This window comes from Stenotrophomonas maltophilia, assembly GCF_039555535.1.
Classification (GTDB): Bacteria; Pseudomonadota; Gammaproteobacteria; order Xanthomonadales; family Xanthomonadaceae; genus Stenotrophomonas; species Stenotrophomonas maltophilia_Q.
The window spans coordinates 610,172-625,946 of record NZ_CP154630.1 but is presented as its reverse complement, the minus strand read 5'-3'; the positions used below and the strand labels follow the sequence as shown (position 1 = coordinate 625,946).

At 62.6% G+C, this 15,775-nt stretch carries 17 protein-coding genes; 9 read left to right on the top strand and 8 right to left on the bottom strand.

From position 1 onward, the window contains the following. Positions 1–7 precede the first annotated feature (7 nt). The 4 genes from AASM09_RS02810 to AASM09_RS02795 are packed head-to-tail and all read right to left on the bottom strand — an operon-like array spanning position 8 to position 2,897. Complete coding sequence (locus tag AASM09_RS02810) at positions 8–607, bottom strand: hypothetical protein (protein WP_049427931.1); 600 nt, start codon at positions 605–607, stop codon at positions 8–10. Further along, positions 604–1,008 (bottom strand): GtrA family protein, encoded by a 405-nt coding sequence (locus tag AASM09_RS02805; RefSeq protein WP_049427932.1) that lies wholly within the window; start codon positions 1,006–1,008, stop codon positions 604–606. Before AASM09_RS02805 ends, AASM09_RS02810 begins: the two co-directional genes overlap by 4 nt. After that, positions 986–1,930 carry a glycosyltransferase gene (locus AASM09_RS02800; protein ID WP_005412175.1) on the bottom strand — a complete coding sequence of 315 codons (945 nt, stop codon included), beginning with the start codon at positions 1,928–1,930 and terminating at the stop codon, positions 986–988. The genes AASM09_RS02805 and AASM09_RS02800 overlap by 23 nt, the downstream gene beginning before the upstream one ends. 10 nt (positions 1,931–1,940) lie before the next feature. Beyond that, complete coding sequence (locus tag AASM09_RS02795; protein ID WP_049427977.1) at positions 1,941–2,897, bottom strand: UDP-glucuronic acid decarboxylase family protein; 957 nt, start codon at positions 2,895–2,897, stop codon at positions 1,941–1,943. Positions 2,898–3,131: 234 nt separating this feature from the next. On the opposite strand from AASM09_RS02795, the gene AASM09_RS02790 reads away from it, so the two are divergent. Further along, positions 3,132–4,478 carry a phosphomannomutase/phosphoglucomutase gene (locus AASM09_RS02790; RefSeq protein ID WP_049427933.1) on the top strand — a complete coding sequence of 449 codons (1,347 nt, stop codon included), beginning with the start codon at positions 3,132–3,134 and terminating at the stop codon, positions 4,476–4,478. A gap of 11 nt (positions 4,479–4,489) precedes the next feature. Continuing rightward, the gene (locus AASM09_RS02785) at positions 4,490–5,893 is read left to right on the top strand and encodes a mannose-1-phosphate guanylyltransferase/mannose-6-phosphate isomerase (protein ID WP_049427934.1); all 1,404 of its coding nucleotides are present in this window, start codon (positions 4,490–4,492) and stop codon (positions 5,891–5,893) included. A gap of 75 nt (positions 5,894–5,968) precedes the next feature. Here the strand turns inward: AASM09_RS02785 and rfbD are convergent, their stop codons facing one another. Genes rfbD through rfbB form a run of 4 tightly spaced genes read right to left on the bottom strand, consistent with a single transcriptional unit; the run spans position 5,969 to position 9,370 of the window. Beyond that, a complete protein-coding gene (rfbD, locus tag AASM09_RS02780; protein ID WP_049427935.1) occupies positions 5,969–6,862 on the bottom strand; it encodes a dTDP-4-dehydrorhamnose reductase in 894 nt (297 codons plus the stop codon). After that, positions 6,859–7,416: a dTDP-4-dehydrorhamnose 3,5-epimerase gene (rfbC, locus tag AASM09_RS02775; protein WP_049427936.1), complete on the bottom strand. Its 558-nt coding sequence runs from the start codon at positions 7,414–7,416 to the stop codon at positions 6,859–6,861. The genes rfbD and rfbC overlap by 4 nt, the downstream gene beginning before the upstream one ends. Further along, entirely contained in the window at positions 7,413–8,300 is an 888-nt protein-coding gene (rfbA, locus tag AASM09_RS02770) for a glucose-1-phosphate thymidylyltransferase RfbA (RefSeq protein ID WP_049427937.1), read from the bottom strand. The genes rfbC and rfbA overlap by 4 nt, the downstream gene beginning before the upstream one ends. Before the next feature lie 14 nt (positions 8,301–8,314). Beyond that, positions 8,315–9,370: a dTDP-glucose 4,6-dehydratase gene (rfbB, locus tag AASM09_RS02765; RefSeq protein ID WP_049427939.1), complete on the bottom strand. Its 1,056-nt coding sequence runs from the start codon at positions 9,368–9,370 to the stop codon at positions 8,315–8,317. 259 nt (positions 9,371–9,629) lie between these two features. Between rfbB and AASM09_RS02760 the strand changes: the two genes are divergently transcribed. The 7 genes from AASM09_RS02760 (at position 9,630) to AASM09_RS02730 (ending at position 15,773) form a co-directional block, all read left to right on the top strand. Then, positions 9,630–10,376 (top strand): electron transfer flavoprotein subunit beta/FixA family protein, encoded by a 747-nt coding sequence (locus tag AASM09_RS02760; RefSeq protein WP_014035896.1) that lies wholly within the window; start codon positions 9,630–9,632, stop codon positions 10,374–10,376. After that, positions 10,376–11,314, top strand: coding sequence for an electron transfer flavoprotein subunit alpha/FixB family protein (locus AASM09_RS02755; RefSeq protein ID WP_049427940.1), 939 nt, complete (start codon positions 10,376–10,378; stop codon positions 11,312–11,314). The genes AASM09_RS02760 and AASM09_RS02755 overlap by 1 nt, the downstream gene beginning before the upstream one ends. A 91-nt stretch (positions 11,315–11,405) precedes the next feature. Beyond that, positions 11,406–11,870, top strand: coding sequence for a GtrA family protein (locus tag AASM09_RS02750; RefSeq protein ID WP_049427941.1), 465 nt, complete (start codon positions 11,406–11,408; stop codon positions 11,868–11,870). A gap of 370 nt (positions 11,871–12,240) precedes the next feature. Then, positions 12,241–13,038 carry a glycosyltransferase family 2 protein gene (locus tag AASM09_RS02745; protein WP_049427943.1) on the top strand — a complete coding sequence of 266 codons (798 nt, stop codon included), beginning with the start codon at positions 12,241–12,243 and terminating at the stop codon, positions 13,036–13,038. Then, the gene (locus AASM09_RS02740; RefSeq protein WP_049427945.1) at positions 13,035–13,949 is read left to right on the top strand and encodes a hypothetical protein; all 915 of its coding nucleotides are present in this window, start codon (positions 13,035–13,037) and stop codon (positions 13,947–13,949) included. The genes AASM09_RS02745 and AASM09_RS02740 overlap by 4 nt, the downstream gene beginning before the upstream one ends. Continuing rightward, on the top strand, positions 13,946–15,406 hold the full coding sequence (locus tag AASM09_RS02735; protein ID WP_049427946.1) for a hypothetical protein: 1,461 nt from the start codon (positions 13,946–13,948) through the stop codon (positions 15,404–15,406). The genes AASM09_RS02740 and AASM09_RS02735 overlap by 4 nt, the downstream gene beginning before the upstream one ends. Beyond that, the gene (locus AASM09_RS02730) at positions 15,360–15,773 is read left to right on the top strand and encodes a capsular biosynthesis protein (RefSeq protein ID WP_049427947.1); all 414 of its coding nucleotides are present in this window, start codon (positions 15,360–15,362) and stop codon (positions 15,771–15,773) included. The genes AASM09_RS02735 and AASM09_RS02730 overlap by 47 nt, the downstream gene beginning before the upstream one ends. Positions 15,774–15,775 lie beyond the last annotated feature (2 nt).

Here is a 15,775-nt window from a genome sequence, read left to right as displayed (position 1 = left end):
ACCCGGGCTATTGGCAACGGTAGTCGGACGGCATCCGGCTGTCGCGGAAAGGATCAGTGAGCGCATCGGTGTACTCCCCCATCAGCAGGCGATGGGTCGGCAGCAGGTTCTGCCGGTAGAAGCGGCCAAACGATGCGAGGCGCTCGCCGCGCGCGGTCAACCGCACACAACCATCATGGATCTGCACGGTTCCAGACTGCAGCTGCTCGGTCAGGCGCACTTCCACCAGGTGGTGCTCGGGGACGTACTCTTCGATGAAGACCTGCCGGAAGGCATCCTCGCGGATGCCGCCACCACGCTGCTGCAGCTTCTCCAGGATGTAGAAGGACAGCGAACGATCGATGACGGTCGGGACCGAAATCGCGAACACGTAGCCTCCCAGCAGCCAGATGGCGGCCAGCTGGATCAGCTCGAGGCGGCTGAAATCCCTGAACCACTTCAACGCGTACAGGCCCGCAAACACCACCACCACGGCGATCACCGCGTCGAGGATGCTGGCATACAGCACCACGTTCACGCGGAACTGGCGCATGTGGACGTAGTAGACCAGCAGCAGGGTGGCAATGAACGCCAGGGTTGCCAGCGCGGCACGCAGATACTTGTTCATTTGAACACCAGGAATTTGTTGGCAACGAAGCTGAAAGCCATCTGCATCCCCGTGGCCAATACGAATCCGATGCGATAGTCCAGACCCCATCGATCGGCCCAGACGTACATCACCAGCGCATGCAGCACGGCGATCGCCGCGTAGATCAGCAGGAACAGCGAGCCCTGCCGCGCCAGGCTGCCCTGCCTGCCATGGAAAACGAAGTAGCGGCTGCCGAGGAACGATACGGTGATGCCGAAGACCGCTGCAATCGCATTGGCCACCGCGGCCAACGGGATGTGCAGCACCTCAATGTTGAAGTGCAGCACTCCATAGTGCACTGCGGTGGCGAGCAGGCCATTGATCACGTAGCGGACGGCCTGTCCGCCCAGCGCATCCTTAGCCACTGCGGCGGCCGGCATGCAGGACCTCGTCGACGAACTCGCGATAGCTGCCCACGCTCATGACACCACCGCCGCGCATCATCCCCGACAACATCAGGATGATCAGCGTCAGTGCCGCGGTCTGCAGGAACACCAGCACCAGGATGCCGAATGCCAGCGAGAACCAGCCCTGCGATGCAAAGCCCAGCATCTTCAGCCCGGTGGCGACGATGCCGCCGATGATCGACAGTGCCGCCACCATGGTGCAGGCGATGCCCACGCGTACCAGCACATCCTCGGCAAACACCATCAGTGCACGGAATCCGTGCAGGGCAAGGCCGACGAAGTTCATCTTGCTGCGGCCGGCATAGCGCGGACCACGATCCAGCGCACAGGTCTGCACGCGCAGCTTAGAGCCCAGTACGCAGGCTGCAACGTGGATCCACAGCTCCTGCATCGATGCCAACCGGCGCACCGCCGGCATCTTCGCCGCCATGAAGTTGCCGAAGCTGATCTGGCGCCCGCTGAGCAGCGAGAACAGCAGCTTGTAGACAATGTAGAACGACTTGAACTTCAGCGATTCGACCCGGCTGCGACGACTGGCCACCACCACGTCGACATCGGCCGAATCCAGGCCCGCCACCAGTTCGGTGATGCTCTCCGGCGTATCCTCGCCATCGGAATCCATCACCACGACAATGTCATTGCCATCGAAGTGTTCGGCCACATAGCCCAGGCCGATGGCGATCGCACGCTGATGCCCGACATTGCGACGCAGGCGGATCACCACGCCCTCCAACCCCGAAGCCTCAATGGCGCTGATCGGCAATGGCTGCCGCACCGAGCCGTCGTCCACGGCCACCACATAGGTGTCCGGGCCCTGGGTGCGGGCGAGCTCGACAAACAGCTTCGAGGAGGCTTCCAGATCCTCGTAGACCGGCATCACCACGATCTTGCGCATCGTCGCCACCTCAGGCCTGCAAGCGATGGCGGAAATAGGCGATGGTCTCCTTCAGGCCGTCCTCCAGGCCGACCTTGGGCTCCCAGCCCAGATCCGCTTTGGCCAGGCTGATATCCGGCTGGCGTTGGCGTGGATCATCCAAGGGCAGCGGGCGGTACTCGATCTTCGACCTGCCACCGACGAGGCGGAGCACGGTCTCGGCCAGTTCCAGCATGGTGTACTCGGACGGATTGCCGATATTGATCGGACCGGTGAGATCAGCTGGCGAGTCCATCAGCCGCAACATGCCTTCGATCAGGTCATCGACATAGCAGAAGCTGCGCGTCTGGCTGCCATCACCATAGATGGTGATCGGCTCGCCCTTCAGCCCCTGCACGATGAAGTTGCTGACCACCCGGCCATCATTGGGATGCATGCGCGGGCCATACGTGTTGAAGATGCGCATGACCTTGATCTCCAGCTGGTGCTGGCGCCAGTAGTCGAAGAACAGCGTTTCGGCGCAACGCTTGCCCTCGTCATAGCAGCTGCGGATGCCGATCGGGTTGACCCGGCCCCAGTAGCCTTCTACCTGCGGATGGATTTCCGGATCGCCGTACACCTCACTGGTGCTGGCCTGCAGGATGCGCGCGCGCAGACGCTTGGCCAGGCCGAGCATGTTGATCGCGCCATGCACGCTGGTCTTGGTGGTCTGCACCGGGTCCTGCTGATAGTGGATCGGTGACGCCGGGCAGGCCAGGTTGAAGATCCGGTCCACTTCCACATAGAGCGGGAACGTCACGTCATGGCGCATGAGCTCGAACCGTGGGTGGCCCAGCAGCCCATCCACGTTCGCCTTGCTACCGGTGTAGAAGTTGTCCACGCAGAGGACGTCATGGCCGCCCGCGATGAGCCGATCGCACAGATGCGACCCGAGGAAGCCCGCGCCACCGGTCACCAGCACGCGTTTCTGATCGTGAGTGAATTTCAAAGCAAACCTCGATCCTTCTGGAACAGCAGGCCAATCGGCGATGGCCACGCGGGCCATGTCCTCGGTCGTCAGCGCGCAATTGTATGCGAACTGCCTGCTGGCCATGGCCCATCGACGGGGAATCGGCCCGCCCCACTTCCATGTCGGCGCTACCCGCCGGGCGTCCCTGACTCACCGGCCGTTTGCAGACCCTCCCGCTATAATCAGGTTTCTCTATCCGGATGGACTGCTTCGATGCCCCTGCCCGCCTTCAAGGCCTATGACATCCGTGGCCGCGTGCCCGAGGAACTGAACGAAGACCTGGCTCGCCGCATCGGCGTGGCCCTGGCTGCGCAGCTCGCGCCGGGCCCGGTGGTCCTAGGCCACGACGTGCGCCTGACCAGCCCGGCGCTGCAGGACGCGCTGGCGGCCGGCCTGCGCGGTACCGGGCGGGAAGTGATCGACATCGGCCTGTGCGGCACCGAGGAAGTCTATTTCCAGACCGACCACCTGAACGCAGCCGGCGGCGTGATGGTCACCGCCAGCCACAACCCGATGGATTACAACGGCATGAAGCTGGTCAAGGAAAACGCACGGCCGATCAGCTCCGATACCGGCCTGTTCGCGATTTCCGATGCAGTGGCCGCCGACACCGCCGAGGCCCAGCCGCCGCGTGCCGGCCAGGTCGCCCAGCATGACAAGAGCGCCTACATCCAGCACCTGCTGAGCTATGTCGATGCCGGCAAGCTGAAGCCGCTGAAGCTGGTGGTCAATGCGGGCAATGGCGGCGCCGGCGCCATCGTTGACCTGTTGGCACCGCACCTGCCGTTCGAGTTCATCCGCATCTGCCACGAGCCGGACGGCAGCTTCCCCAATGGCATTCCCAATCCGCTGCTGCCGGAGAACCGCGCCGCCACCGCCGACGCCGTACGCGAACATGGCGCCGATTTCGGCATCGCGTGGGACGGTGACTTCGATCGCTGCTTCTTCTTCGACCACAGCGGCCGCTTCATCGAGGGCTACTACCTGGTCGGCCTGCTGGCCAAGGCGATCCTGGCGCGCCATCCCGGCGGCAAGATCGTGCATGACCCGCGCCTGGTCTGGAACACCGTGGACATGGTCGAGCAGGCCGGTGGCGTGCCAGTGCAGTGCAAGAGCGGCCACGCCTTCATCAAGGAAAAGATGCGTGCCGAAGACGCGGTGTACGGCGGCGAGATGAGCGCGCACCACTATTTCCGCGAGTTCGCCTATGCCGACTCGGGCATGATCCCGTGGCTGCTGATCGCCCAGCTGGTTTCCGGGAGCGGCCGTTCGCTGGCCGACTGGGTCGAAGACCGCATGGCAGCCTACCCGTGCAGCGGCGAGATCAACTTCAAGGTGGCCGATGCCAAGGCCGCCGTCGCGCGCGTGATGGAACACTTCGCCGCGCAATCGCCCAGGCTGGACCACACCGACGGCATCAGTGCCGACTTCGGCAACTGGCGCTTCAACCTGCGCAGCTCCAATACCGAGCCGCTGCTGCGCCTGAACGTCGAAGCGCGTGGTGACGCGTCGCTGATGCAGGCGCGTACCGACGAACTCTCCCGTCTCATCCAGCAGTAACCGAGGCCCGCATGAGCAGCATCCAGCCCGTCATCCTGTCCGGCGGATCCGGTACCCGCCTGTGGCCGCTTTCGCGCGAGGCCTACCCGAAGCAGTTCCTGCCACTGGCCGGCGAGCTGACGATGCTGCAGGCCACCTGGCAACGCGTCGCCCCACTGGCGGCGCGTGGTCCGCTGGTGATTGCCAACGAGGAACACCGCTTCGTTGCCGCCGAACAGCTGCAGCAGGTCGGGGCCGAGGCGGCCGCGATCATCCTGGAACCGGTGGGCCGCAACACTGCGCCGGCGATTGCCGTAGCCGCGCTGGAGGCCACCCGTGGCGGTACCGACGCGCTGCTGCTGGTGCTGCCCTCCGACCATGTGATCACCGACGAAGCGGCCTTCCGCAGTGCAGTGCAGGCCGCAGCAAGTGCCGCCGACGCCGGCAAGCTGGTGACCTTTGGCATCGTCCCGACCGGCCCGGAAACCGGTTATGGCTATATCAAGGCCGCTGATGGACAGGGCGTGCGCGCGGTCGAACGTTTCGTCGAGAAGCCCGACCTGGAGACCGCCACCGGCTACGTCAGCAGCGGTCAGTACTACTGGAACAGCGGCATGTTCCTGTTCAAGGCGTCGCGCTATCTGCGGGAGCTGGAACGCTTCCAGCCGGAAATGCTGGCCAGCAGCCGCCAGGCCTGGCAGCAGGCTCGCCGCGATGCGGACTTCACGCGCTTGGACAAGGACGCCTTCACCGCCGTGCCCTCGGACTCGATCGACTACGCGGTGATGGAAAAGACCGCCGACGCGGTGGTGATCCCGCTCGATGCCGGCTGGAACGATGTCGGCTCGTGGACCGCACTGCGCGATGTCTCGCAGCAGGATGGCGACGGCAATGCCCACCAGGGTGATGTGATCGCCATCGATTGCCGCAACACCTATGCCTATGCCCAGCGCCTGGTCGCACTGGTCGGGCTGGATGATGTGGTCGTGGTCGAGACCGACGATGCGGTGCTGGTCGGCAAGGCTGACCGCATGCAGGAGGTCAAGACCGTGGTGGCCAAGCTGAAGGCCGAAGGCCGCAGCGAGGCGACCTGGCACCGCAAGGTGTACCGCCCCTGGGGTGCCTACGACTCGATCGACAACGGCGAGCGCTTTCAGGTCAAGCGGATCACGGTCAAGCCCGGCGGCACGCTCAGCCTGCAGATGCATCACCACCGCGCCGAGCACTGGATCGTGGTCAGCGGCACCGCCGAGGTGACCCGCGGCAACGAGGTGATCCTGCTCAGCGAGAACCAGAGCACCTACATCCCGCTGGGCGTGACCCATCGCCTGCGCAATCCCGGCAAGCTGCCACTGGAGCTGATCGAAGTGCAGTCGGGCAGCTACCTGGGCGAGGATGACATCGTGCGGTTCGAGGACACGTACGGGCGCAACTGACGCGGCGCCCGCTGGTGGGTGCCGACTGTTGGTCGGGGCGGGTGCCGACCGTTGGTCGGCACGTCGCCTACCGGGTCAGGCAATCTCCGCCATCACCCGCTTCAGGCCGTCCTGCCAGGTCGGCAGCACGATGCCGAAATCCTGCTGCAGCTTGCGGTTGTCCAGCACCGACCAGGCTGGACGCTTGGCCGGGGTCGGATACTCGGAACTGGGAATCGCCTCGACGGTCGGCACCTTGACCAGTACGCCGGTGGCCAACGCTTCGGCGAAGATCGCCTCGGCGAACCCATGCCAGCTGGTCTGGCCATTGGCGGTAAGGTGCCAGGTACCAGACAGCTGATCCGGATGCTGCAGCGCCTGCGCGGTAACATCGGCGATCAGCGCGGCCGGGGTCGGCGTACCGATCTGGTCGGCCACTACCCGCAACGCATCACGCTCGGCACCTACGCGCAGCATGGTGCGCAGGAAATTCGCGCCGTGCGAGGCATAGACCCAGGCCGTGCGGAAGATCAGGTGGCGGCCACCGGCCGCGCGTACGGCATCCTCACCATCTCGCTTGCTGGTGCCATATACACCCAGCGGTGCAGTCGACTCATCTTCGCGGTACGGCGCGGAACCCTGACCATCGAACACATAGTCGGTGGAGTAATGCACGAACGGCACGCCATGCGCCGCACACCATCGTGCGATCACACCCGGCGCCTGCGCATTGGCAGCGAAGGCGGCCTCTGCGTCCTGCTCGGCACGATCCACAGCCGTGTAGGCCGCAGCATTGACCACGATCGACGGCTGCAGGCGGTCCAGCAGCGCCGGCAGACTGTCGGGCTGGCTGAAATCGGCCGTTTCGCAGGCACGGCCATCTGGCAACCGGCCACTGCGCGTGGTTGGCACCACCGTACCCAGTGGTGCCAAAGCGCGCAGCAGTTCCTGACCGACCTGGCCGTTGCCGCCGAAGACCAGCACCGTCATGGGGTGTAGACCGGCAGGCGGTCCTCAGCGATGTCCTTCAGGAACGGCGCGTTCTCGTCCTTGGCCGACAACGTCGGTGCACTGACCGGCCAATCCACGGCGATATCGGCATCGTTCCAGCGTACGCCAGCATCGGCCTCCTTTACGTAGACATCGGTGCACAGATAGTTGAACAGCGCCGTATCAGAAAGCACAGCGAAGCCGTGCGCGAACCCTTCTGGAATCCAGAACTGCCGCTTGTTTTCGGCGCTCAGGATCACCGCTTCCCAGCGTCCGAAGGTCGGCGAGCCGCGGCGGATGTCCACCGCGACGTCATAGACTTCACCCTGCAGCACCGAGATCAGCTTGCCCTGCGGGCGCGGCCACTGGTAATGGAGGCCACGCAGCACGCCCTTGCTCGACGACGAAACATTGCTTTGTACGAAGCCGCCCTCCAGCCCCGCCTCAGCGAACCGGTCGGCATTCCATGTTTCAAAGAAAAATCCGCGGGCATCGCCGAACACGTTCGGCTCGATCACTTTGCATCCAGCCAGACTCGTCTCGATGACTTTCACGGCACGACACCACGCTGCAACAGCTTGACCAGATACTGGCCATAGCCATTCTTGCTCAATGGTGCAGCCAGTTCCTCAAGCTTGGCCGCATCGATCCAGCCCTGCCCGAAGGCGATCTCTTCAGGGCAGCACACTTGCAGGCCCTGCCGGGTCTGGATGGTCTCGATGAAGTTCGAGGCTTCCAGCAACGACTGATGGGTACCCGTATCCAGCCAGGCGTAGCCGCGACCCAGTGCTTCAAGGTGCAGGTTGCTCTCTGCCAGATAGCGCTTGTTGAGATCGGTGATTTCCAGCTCGCCGCGCGGCGAAGGCTTCAACTCGGCCGCGTACTCGCTGGCTTTTCCATCATAGAAATACAGGCCGGTCACAGCATAGTTCGAACGCGGATTCTCGGGCTTCTCGACCAGATCGATCACTCTGCCATCCTTGTTGAACTCGGCCACGCCATAGCGTTCCGGATCATTCACCCAGTAACCGAACACCGTGGCACCTGCATCCCGCTGGTCGGCACGCCTGAGCACCTCGCGCAGGCCGGTCCCGTGGAAGATGTTGTCTCCCAGCACCAGGCAGCTCGGCTTGCCGGCCACGAAGTCGCGACCGATCAGATAGGCCTGCGCCAGCCCATCGGGGCTGGGCTGCACTGCGTACTGGATGTCCATGCCCCATTGCGAGCCATCGCCCAGCAGCTGCTGGAACAGAGCCTGTTCATGGGGAGTGTTGATGATCAGCACTTCGCGGATGCCCGCCAGCATCAGCACGCTGAGCGGATAGTAGATCATCGGCTTGTCGTATACCGGCAGCAGCTGCTTGCTGACGCCCTTGGTGATCGGATACAGCCGGGTGCCGGAGCCACCGGCGAGGATGATGCCCTTGCGCTGGGTCATGAGGTCTCCTGGGTTCAGGCCGCAGTGCCGATGCGCTGCAGACGGTAGCTGCCGTCGAGCACGCCGTTGACCCATGCCTGGTTGTCCAGGTACCAGTCGACGGTGAAGGTGATGCCCTGCTCGAAGGTGTAGGCCGGCTCCCAGCCCAGGTCGTTCTTCAGCTTCGACGCATCGATCGCGTAGCGGCGGTCATGACCCGGGCGGTCGGCCACGTAGGTGATCTGGCTGCTGCGCGGCTGGCCATCCTCACGCGGGCGACGCTGGTCCAGAAGCGCGCAGATGGCCTGCACCACTTCGATGTTCTGCTTTTCCGAGTTGCCACCGACGTTGTAGGTCTCGCCAACCTGACCCTTGGCCAGCACGGTACGGATCGCCTCGCAGTGGTCGGACACGAACAGCCAGTCGCGCACCTGCTTGCCATCGCCGTACACCGGCAGCGGCTCGCCGGCCAACGCCTTGGCGATCACCAGCGGGATCAGCTTCTCGGGGAAATGGTACGGGCCGTAATTGTTGGAGCAGTTGGTGGTCAGCACCGGCAGCCCGTAGGTGTGGTGGAACGCACGCACCAGGTGGTCGGAGGCGGCCTTGGACGCCGAATACGGCGAATTCGGCGCATACGGGGTGGTTTCGCTGAACTTGCCGGTCTCACCCAGGGTGCCGTACACCTCGTCGGTGGACACATGCAGGAAGCGAAACGCCGCGCCCTGCTCGGCCGGCAGGGCCTTCCAGTAGTCACGTACCGCTTCCAGCAGGCCCAGGGTGCCAACCACGTTGGTCTGGATGAAGGCGCCAGGACCATCGATCGAACGGTCCACATGGCTTTCTGCAGCGAAGTTCAGCACCGCATCCGGCCGATGTTCGGCCAGCAGGCGGGATACCAGCGCGCTGTCACCGATGTCACCCTGCACAAACACGTGGTGCGGGTTGCCGTCCAAGCTGGACAGCGTCGTCAGGTTGCCGGCATAGGTCAGTGCGTCGAGGTTGATGACCTTGATGCCACGGGCGACCGCTTCGAGAACAAAGTTACCGCCAATGAATCCGGCACCGCCGGTGACAAGCCATGTGGGCACTACCTGTTCTCCTGTTGATGATCCATGTGGGCCGCACCCGGCAGCCCGACTCAGCGCAACAGGATACATCGGGGGCACCTTCACTACTGCCCTCACACCGTGAACAACACGCAGGGCCTCGCGGATTCTGCTGCATCGCAGCAAAACCATACGCATTCGCATGGTGCCCCGTCACCCGCTAGAATCGGGATCCCACCCCCGAACCGGTTGCTGTGCGAGGACCGGACGCTCTCTCCGTTATTGAAGGACCCCGTACCAGATGAAAATCCTCGTCGCGTACAAGCGCGTGGTGGACTACAACGTCCGCATTCAGGTCAAGCCGGACGGTTCCGGCGTGGTCACCGACGGCGTCAAGCTGTCCCCCAACCCCTTCGATGAAATCGCCTTGGAAGAAGCCCTGCGCCTGCGCGACAAGGGCATCGCCAGCGAAGTCGTGGTCGCCACCATTGCTCCGGCCGATGCCCAGGCGCATCTGCGCAACGGCCTGGCCATGGGCGCCAACCGCGCGGTCCATGTGGTCACCGACCAGGCCATCCAGCCGCTGACCGCCGCACGCACCCTGCTCAAGCTGATCGAGAAGGAACAGCCGGACCTGGTGATCCTCGGCAAGCAGGCCATCGACGACGACGCCAACCAGACCGGCCAGATGCTGGCCACGCTGTGGGGCCGTCCGCAGGCGACCTTCGCCAGCAAGCTGGACATTGCCGATGGCAAGGCCACGGTGACCCGCGAAGTCGACGCCGGACTGGAAACGCTGGAAGTGGACCTGCCGGCCGTGGTCACCACCGACCTGCGCCTGAACGAACCGCGCTTCATCAAGCTGCCGGACATCATGAAGGCCAAGGCCAAGCCGCTGGAGACCCTGCAGCTGGCCGATCTCGGCGTTGAAGCCGCCGACACCTTCAAGACCACCCAGTACGCCGCGCCGTCCAAGCGCAGCAAGGGCGTGATGGTCAAGGACGCGGCCGAACTGGTTGCCGCACTCAAGCAGAAGGGGTTGCTGTAATGAGCAAGATTCTCGTCATCGCCGAGCACCACGACGGCAAGCTCAACGCCGCCACCGCCAAGACCGTCAGCGCCGCCGCCGCCATCAGCGGCGCCAGCATCGATGTGGTCGTGCTGGCCGCCGATCCGGCCGCCGTCGCCGCTGAAGCCGCGAAGATTGCTGGCGTCGCCAAGGTCCTGACCGTGGCCAACGCCGCCAATGCGCAGGCCATCGCCCAAGTGCTGGCACCGCAGATCGCGCAGCTTGCAAAGGGCTACACCCACGTGTTCGGCCCATCGACCACCTTCGGCAAGGACCTGATGCCGTGCGTGGCCGCCCTGCTCGGCGTCAACCAGGTATCCGACCTGATGAGCGTTGAAGGCAGCCACACCTTCAAGCGCCCGATCTACGCCGGCAACGCGATCATCACCGTGGAAGCCCCGGCCGACCAGATCGTGGTCGCCACCGTGCGTGCCGCGTCGTGGCCGGAAGCCGCCCAAGGTGGCAGCGCTGCCATTGAAGCGGCCAGCGTCGACGCCGCTCTGCCGGCCCACACCCGCTTCATCGGCCTGGCCGCCGGTGCCAGCGACCGCCCGGACCTGCAGAGCGCCAAGCGCGTGGTCTCCGGTGGCCGCGGCGTTGGTTCGGAAGAGAACTTCAAGGTCATCTTCCAGCTGGCCGACAAGCTCGGTGCCGCGGTCGGTGCCTCGCGCGCCGCGGTCGACGCCGGCTACGTGCCCAGCGACCTGCAGGTCGGCCAGACCGGCAAGATCATCGCGCCGGAACTGTATGTGGCCGTCGGCATCAGCGGTGCCATCCAGCACCTGACCGGCATCAAGGATGCCGGCACGATCGTGGCGATCAACAAAGACGGCGATGCGCCGATCTTCGAGATTGCGGATATCGGCCTGGTGGGGGATCTGTTCACGATCCTGCCGGAGCTGGAGACATTGCTCTGATGAGGTGCGCTGGCAGTTGGATTCTGCTGGTCGCGGAAGAAGGCGCGCGCGCACGCGCGCCTGCCTTCCTGGCACGGCGGGGAACTGCGCCATGACAAGTACGCCGTTGGCCGGCGTCCGTGCTGGCTTCCGGAATTTACTGAAGCAGTACGCAGGCTTCTTCATCGTTTCAGGCACCGGGCTTGTAATCGCCGTGGGCCTGCTGTGGCTGCTGGTACACCTGGTACACCTGCCGGTGGGATGGGCCAACGCCATCGCAGATACCTCCGCGGCAACCTTCGTGTTTCTGGTTTCCCGCCAGAGGATTTTTGACGGCGCTGGCGGGCACGATGGGCTCAAGTATCTGGCATGGCTGGCCTGGCAGGCGGTTCACATAATGCTGATTTCGCTCGCCTTGGCTTGGCTGACGAGCACGTTCGGTCCTCGCTTGTACGACATTACGTCAGGCAGCCCGGAGACGCTTCTCAAGATTGCCATCACACCATTCACAATGACCCTCAACTTCGTTGTTGCTCGACTTCTTCTCCATTCCGGCAATGCCAAGGAAAATCCCTGATCCAGGCCTGCGAGACTCAATCAGCCGGCCTCCGTCTGGCCTGAGTGAAATGAGCCAACAGCGCTGATAGCTCCTCGGCATCCGGATCCCCGAGCCAAGGCAATCGTCCAACCCGGGGCAGGTGCGATTCCAGGGGAGGCGGGTCGCGCGCCTTCCATGCCAACGGGTCGCCAACCAGGGGCGGAGGATCATGGAGATGCCCTCATGTGATGTTAATATCTCCCGTCCTGTGACGCCATTGACCGCACCTTCGGTTCGCTCCCGCGCGGAACTTCCCTGAACCGTTGCCTGAGAGGTGTCGCCATCTTGCGGGGCGCCATTCAAATACACTGTTGCACGACCTATTCCCGCCGCGATCAGAAAGAGACGCATGAGCAGACACCTTGTCTTCATCCCCGCCTATAACTGTGCGCGACAGATTGCCCGTGTGCTCAGGCAGTTCGAATCGCTCCCGACTGGCTTTGTTGATCGTGTCCTCGTGATCGACAACCGGAGCACCGACGAGACGCTTCAGGTCGCATGCGACGCAGCCCGTCAGTTCACGAGCTGCGAGATTCAGGTCTGCCGCAACGTGGAAAACTATGGATTGGGTGGATCGCAGAAGGTGGGCTTCGCGCATGCCTTGGAGAACGGGTTCGAACGCGTAACGATTCTGCATGGCGACGATCAGGGGTCGATTGCCGATCTTGTCCCGGTGTTGTCCGGGGACAGCGTAAATCTGGATGCGCTGCTGGGCGCACGATTCATGCCCGGTAGCACCCTGCCTGGTTACTCCGCTTTTAGAACCTTCGGCAACGAAGTGTTCAACCTGCTGTTCTCGCTCGTGGCTCGCAAGCGGCTGCATGACCTGGGGTCAGGCCTGAACAGCTACCGTACTGCAATCTTCAGGGGTGGCTTCCATCTGCGCTTCCCGGATGACCTAACTTTCAACTACTGCATGGTGCTGGCTCACAGCCACCTGCGCCACAGCATGACGTTCTTCCCGATCACTTGGCGGGAGGACGACCAGATTTCGAATGTCAGACTTTTCCGCCAGGCATCAAAGGTGCTGGCACTGCTGGGCGCCTTCGCCTTGCGGCCACGCGCCTTTCTATCCAGGGATCACCGACAGCGCGTAACTGCGGATTACAGGACCGAGGTGATCTACCAATCGAGGACGGGGGCGTGAGGATATTTCCCCGCCTCCTCGACCTTGTGCTACCTGCGGCTGCGCTTGGGCTGGCCATCTTCTGGCTGACGACCCGCACCCACCTTGGCCCTGGAATCTGGGTAGCGGTGATCGCATACGCCATCTCTCATTTATTGCGCGTGTCGCGGCTGGTGATGTTTTTCATCTTCGAGAAGCCTTCGCTGGCAAATGTGTCGGCGACCCATGCATGGAGCACCTGGCTCAGTGCGGTGGCTCCATTCAAGCTCGGTGAGCTCACCAGGGCATGGGCCATCATGCGGCTCGCCCGCAAGCCTGCGGCTGGCTTGGCAGCCTATGCCAGCGAAAAGGTGCTCGATGCCTCGGTCCTGTTGTTGGCCATTCTGGCTCTGACTTCGAGCGGATACAGCGATGCAGCAATCGGCCTGCTCGCTGCGGTGCTTCTAACCGTGCTTCTGTTTGCACTTGCCGCCTATCTCACCAGTCGCGCAACTTCCACAGAACTTCGTCAGCTCATCCTGGTTGGCTCCAGCAGCGTGCGTGGACTGCATGCATTGACCTTGCTTAATACATTCGAGGCAGCCTTCAGCGCATTCCGGCAGATGATGGGCGGCCGCGTCCTTCTTCTGCTCCTGGTGACCATTGGAATCTGGATCCTTGATTTCACTGCGTTCTACCTTATCGCCATGAACGTCGACCCTGCACCTGGTCAGCTCGCGGGCTTCATCGATATGTTCGAATCCGTCCTGCTGCAGTCGGCATTCTCACCTTGGCACGCAGGCTACTGGAACGTAGTCACCCTGACTCTCGCCACGGCAACCATTCCATCGAGCATCTATTGCCTTTACAGCTCGCTGGCACGGCGCCGCTCCAGGCAGACCAGCTACCGCATTGAGCATAGGCAGAAGCGCTATTCCGGAGAACAAGCATGACGTTGCACCTTGTCATTGACGATCGCCAGACGGCATCACCCCCCGTCAGTGACCTGATCGGGCATCGGCGGTTCGGCGAGGTCAACTACCGCCGGAGTGCCCTGCTTGGCTGGATGAAGGCTCGAGCAATGGAGGTGGGCTGCAGCGATATCCACGTTGTCCGTTCCGATGGCGACCTCACACAGGCAATAGAACAAGCGAATCTGAACGAGTGCAGGACACTCATGGTTCCAGCGTGCGTTTGGATCCGTGATATCGGCAGCGGTTCCGCGCTGATAAAGCGCCTGGTACTTGCTGCCATCGACGCGCACATTCGTGTTGGAAACCAAGCAGTGCTGTATAGCGCTTCGGGGATATCCCTGGGAAGGCTGATAAAAGGTCTGGACCAGCCGCCGCTTCCTGGTTTGGTGGTCATGGATGGCTCGGATGCGTTCGTCGACCTGAATGACTACCGGAACTGCTTGTCGCTTCTGTCAGGGGCATTCGAGGCCCGCCATTTCAATGACATCCGCGCCGATGAGCTCACCATCAGCAAGCGCTCTTCCAACGCCCGCAAAATTACTGCCGAGCATGATTACTGGTACCTGCTTCCTCAAGCGATGCGGCGATGGTTTGTCATGCCCTATGACCTGCGCGTGGAAGCCAGCGGCGCAGAATATCGGATGGAAAGACTGCAGGTTGCTGACGTAGCCCTGCAATGGGTTCATGGCGCCATATCCGGCCCCGAACTACAGCAAGTGCTTTCCCTGCTGCGCGCGTTCCTTCAAGAACGTCCAAGCCGTCAGGTAGATGTCGAGGTCTGCAGCGCCACACAGCGTGAGCTCTATCTGAACAAGCTCATGCGCCGGATGGAGGAATTGCGCGCACTGCCGGAGGGCCGCGAGCTGGAGAACTGGCTTGCCATCGGCACGCCATACACGTCGTTCGATGAACTGACAGCCCGCTACACCGACCTGTACAACAAGGTCACCCAAAGCGTCCCAGTAGCCACGTCTCGAGAGTGCATCGGGCACGGAGACCTATGCTTCTCAAACATGCTGTATGAGCGTCACGGCAGGCTTCTTAAACTAATTGACCCCAAGGGCGCCATCACAGAAGCCGAACTGTGGACCGACCCCAGTTACGACGTCGCCAAACTCTCGCATTCGATCCTCGGCGACTATGACTTCATCAACCAGGATCTATATCGACTTGAAGTTGACCAAGATGGGCGGCTGAGCTTGATCGTCAATGCACACGCGGGCATTGATGACGCAAAGAATAGATTCCTTGAGTGGCTCACCGATAACGGTTACGACCCCCTGCTTGTCCGCCTCCACGAATTGTCTTTGTTCCTGTCAATGCTGCCATTGCACATTGACAGAAAGCACAAAGTTCTCGCATTCCTGATCAACGCAACGGATATCCTTCATGACATCGAGCAAAACTATCAGCAACGATTCAACACTGGTCATTGATGTCGATGGCACGCTCTGTCCGATCAAGAAGGACGGCGAGAGCTACTCGGATCTCGTGCCTTATCCGGAGATAATTTCCCGAATGCGCGAATATCGTGAGCTGGGCTTCCGGATCGCGCTCAGCACTTCCCGCAACATGCGGACGTTCGATGGCAACCTCGGGCGCATCAATGCAGTCACTGCGCCACAGATGGTGGAGTGGTTGCAGCGCTGGGATATCCCTTACGACGAGCTCTACTTTGCCAAACCGTGGCCAGGAAAGGACGGGTTCTACGTCGACGACCGCACGGTCAGGCCCGATGAGTTCCGCGACTTGTCCTTTGATCAGATCCGGAACTTGCTGAATGGCGACAGGGACACGGATTAATC

Bases quoted from the DNA above. Each gene is read 5' to 3' on its own strand.
- AASM09_RS02810 (WP_049427931.1), bottom strand. From the start codon at position 607: ATGAACAAGTATCTGCGTGCCGCGCTGGCAACCCTGGCGTTCATTGCC.
- AASM09_RS02805 (WP_049427932.1), bottom strand. From the start codon at position 1,008: ATGCCGGCCGCCGCAGTGGCTAAGGATGCGCTGGGCGGACAGGCCGTC.
- AASM09_RS02800 (WP_005412175.1), bottom strand. From the start codon at position 1,930: ATGCGCAAGATCGTGGTGATGCCGGTCTACGAGGATCTGGAAGCCTCC.
- AASM09_RS02790 (WP_049427933.1), top strand. From the start codon at position 3,132: ATGCCCCTGCCCGCCTTCAAGGCCTATGACATCCGTGGCCGCGTGCCC.
- AASM09_RS02785 (WP_049427934.1), top strand. From the start codon at position 4,490: ATGAGCAGCATCCAGCCCGTCATCCTGTCCGGCGGATCCGGTACCCGC.
- rfbD (WP_049427935.1), bottom strand. From the start codon at position 6,862: ATGACGGTGCTGGTCTTCGGCGGCAACGGCCAGGTCGGTCAGGAACTG.
- rfbA (WP_049427937.1), bottom strand. From the start codon at position 8,300: ATGACCCAGCGCAAGGGCATCATCCTCGCCGGTGGCTCCGGCACCCGG.
- AASM09_RS02760 (WP_014035896.1), top strand. From the start codon at position 9,630: ATGAAAATCCTCGTCGCGTACAAGCGCGTGGTGGACTACAACGTCCGC.
- AASM09_RS02755 (WP_049427940.1), top strand. From the start codon at position 10,376: ATGAGCAAGATTCTCGTCATCGCCGAGCACCACGACGGCAAGCTCAAC.
- AASM09_RS02750 (WP_049427941.1), top strand. From the start codon at position 11,406: ATGACAAGTACGCCGTTGGCCGGCGTCCGTGCTGGCTTCCGGAATTTA.
- AASM09_RS02745 (WP_049427943.1), top strand. From the start codon at position 12,241: ATGAGCAGACACCTTGTCTTCATCCCCGCCTATAACTGTGCGCGACAG.
- AASM09_RS02735 (WP_049427946.1), top strand. From the start codon at position 13,946: ATGACGTTGCACCTTGTCATTGACGATCGCCAGACGGCATCACCCCCC.
- AASM09_RS02730 (WP_049427947.1), top strand. From the start codon at position 15,360: ATGACATCGAGCAAAACTATCAGCAACGATTCAACACTGGTCATTGAT.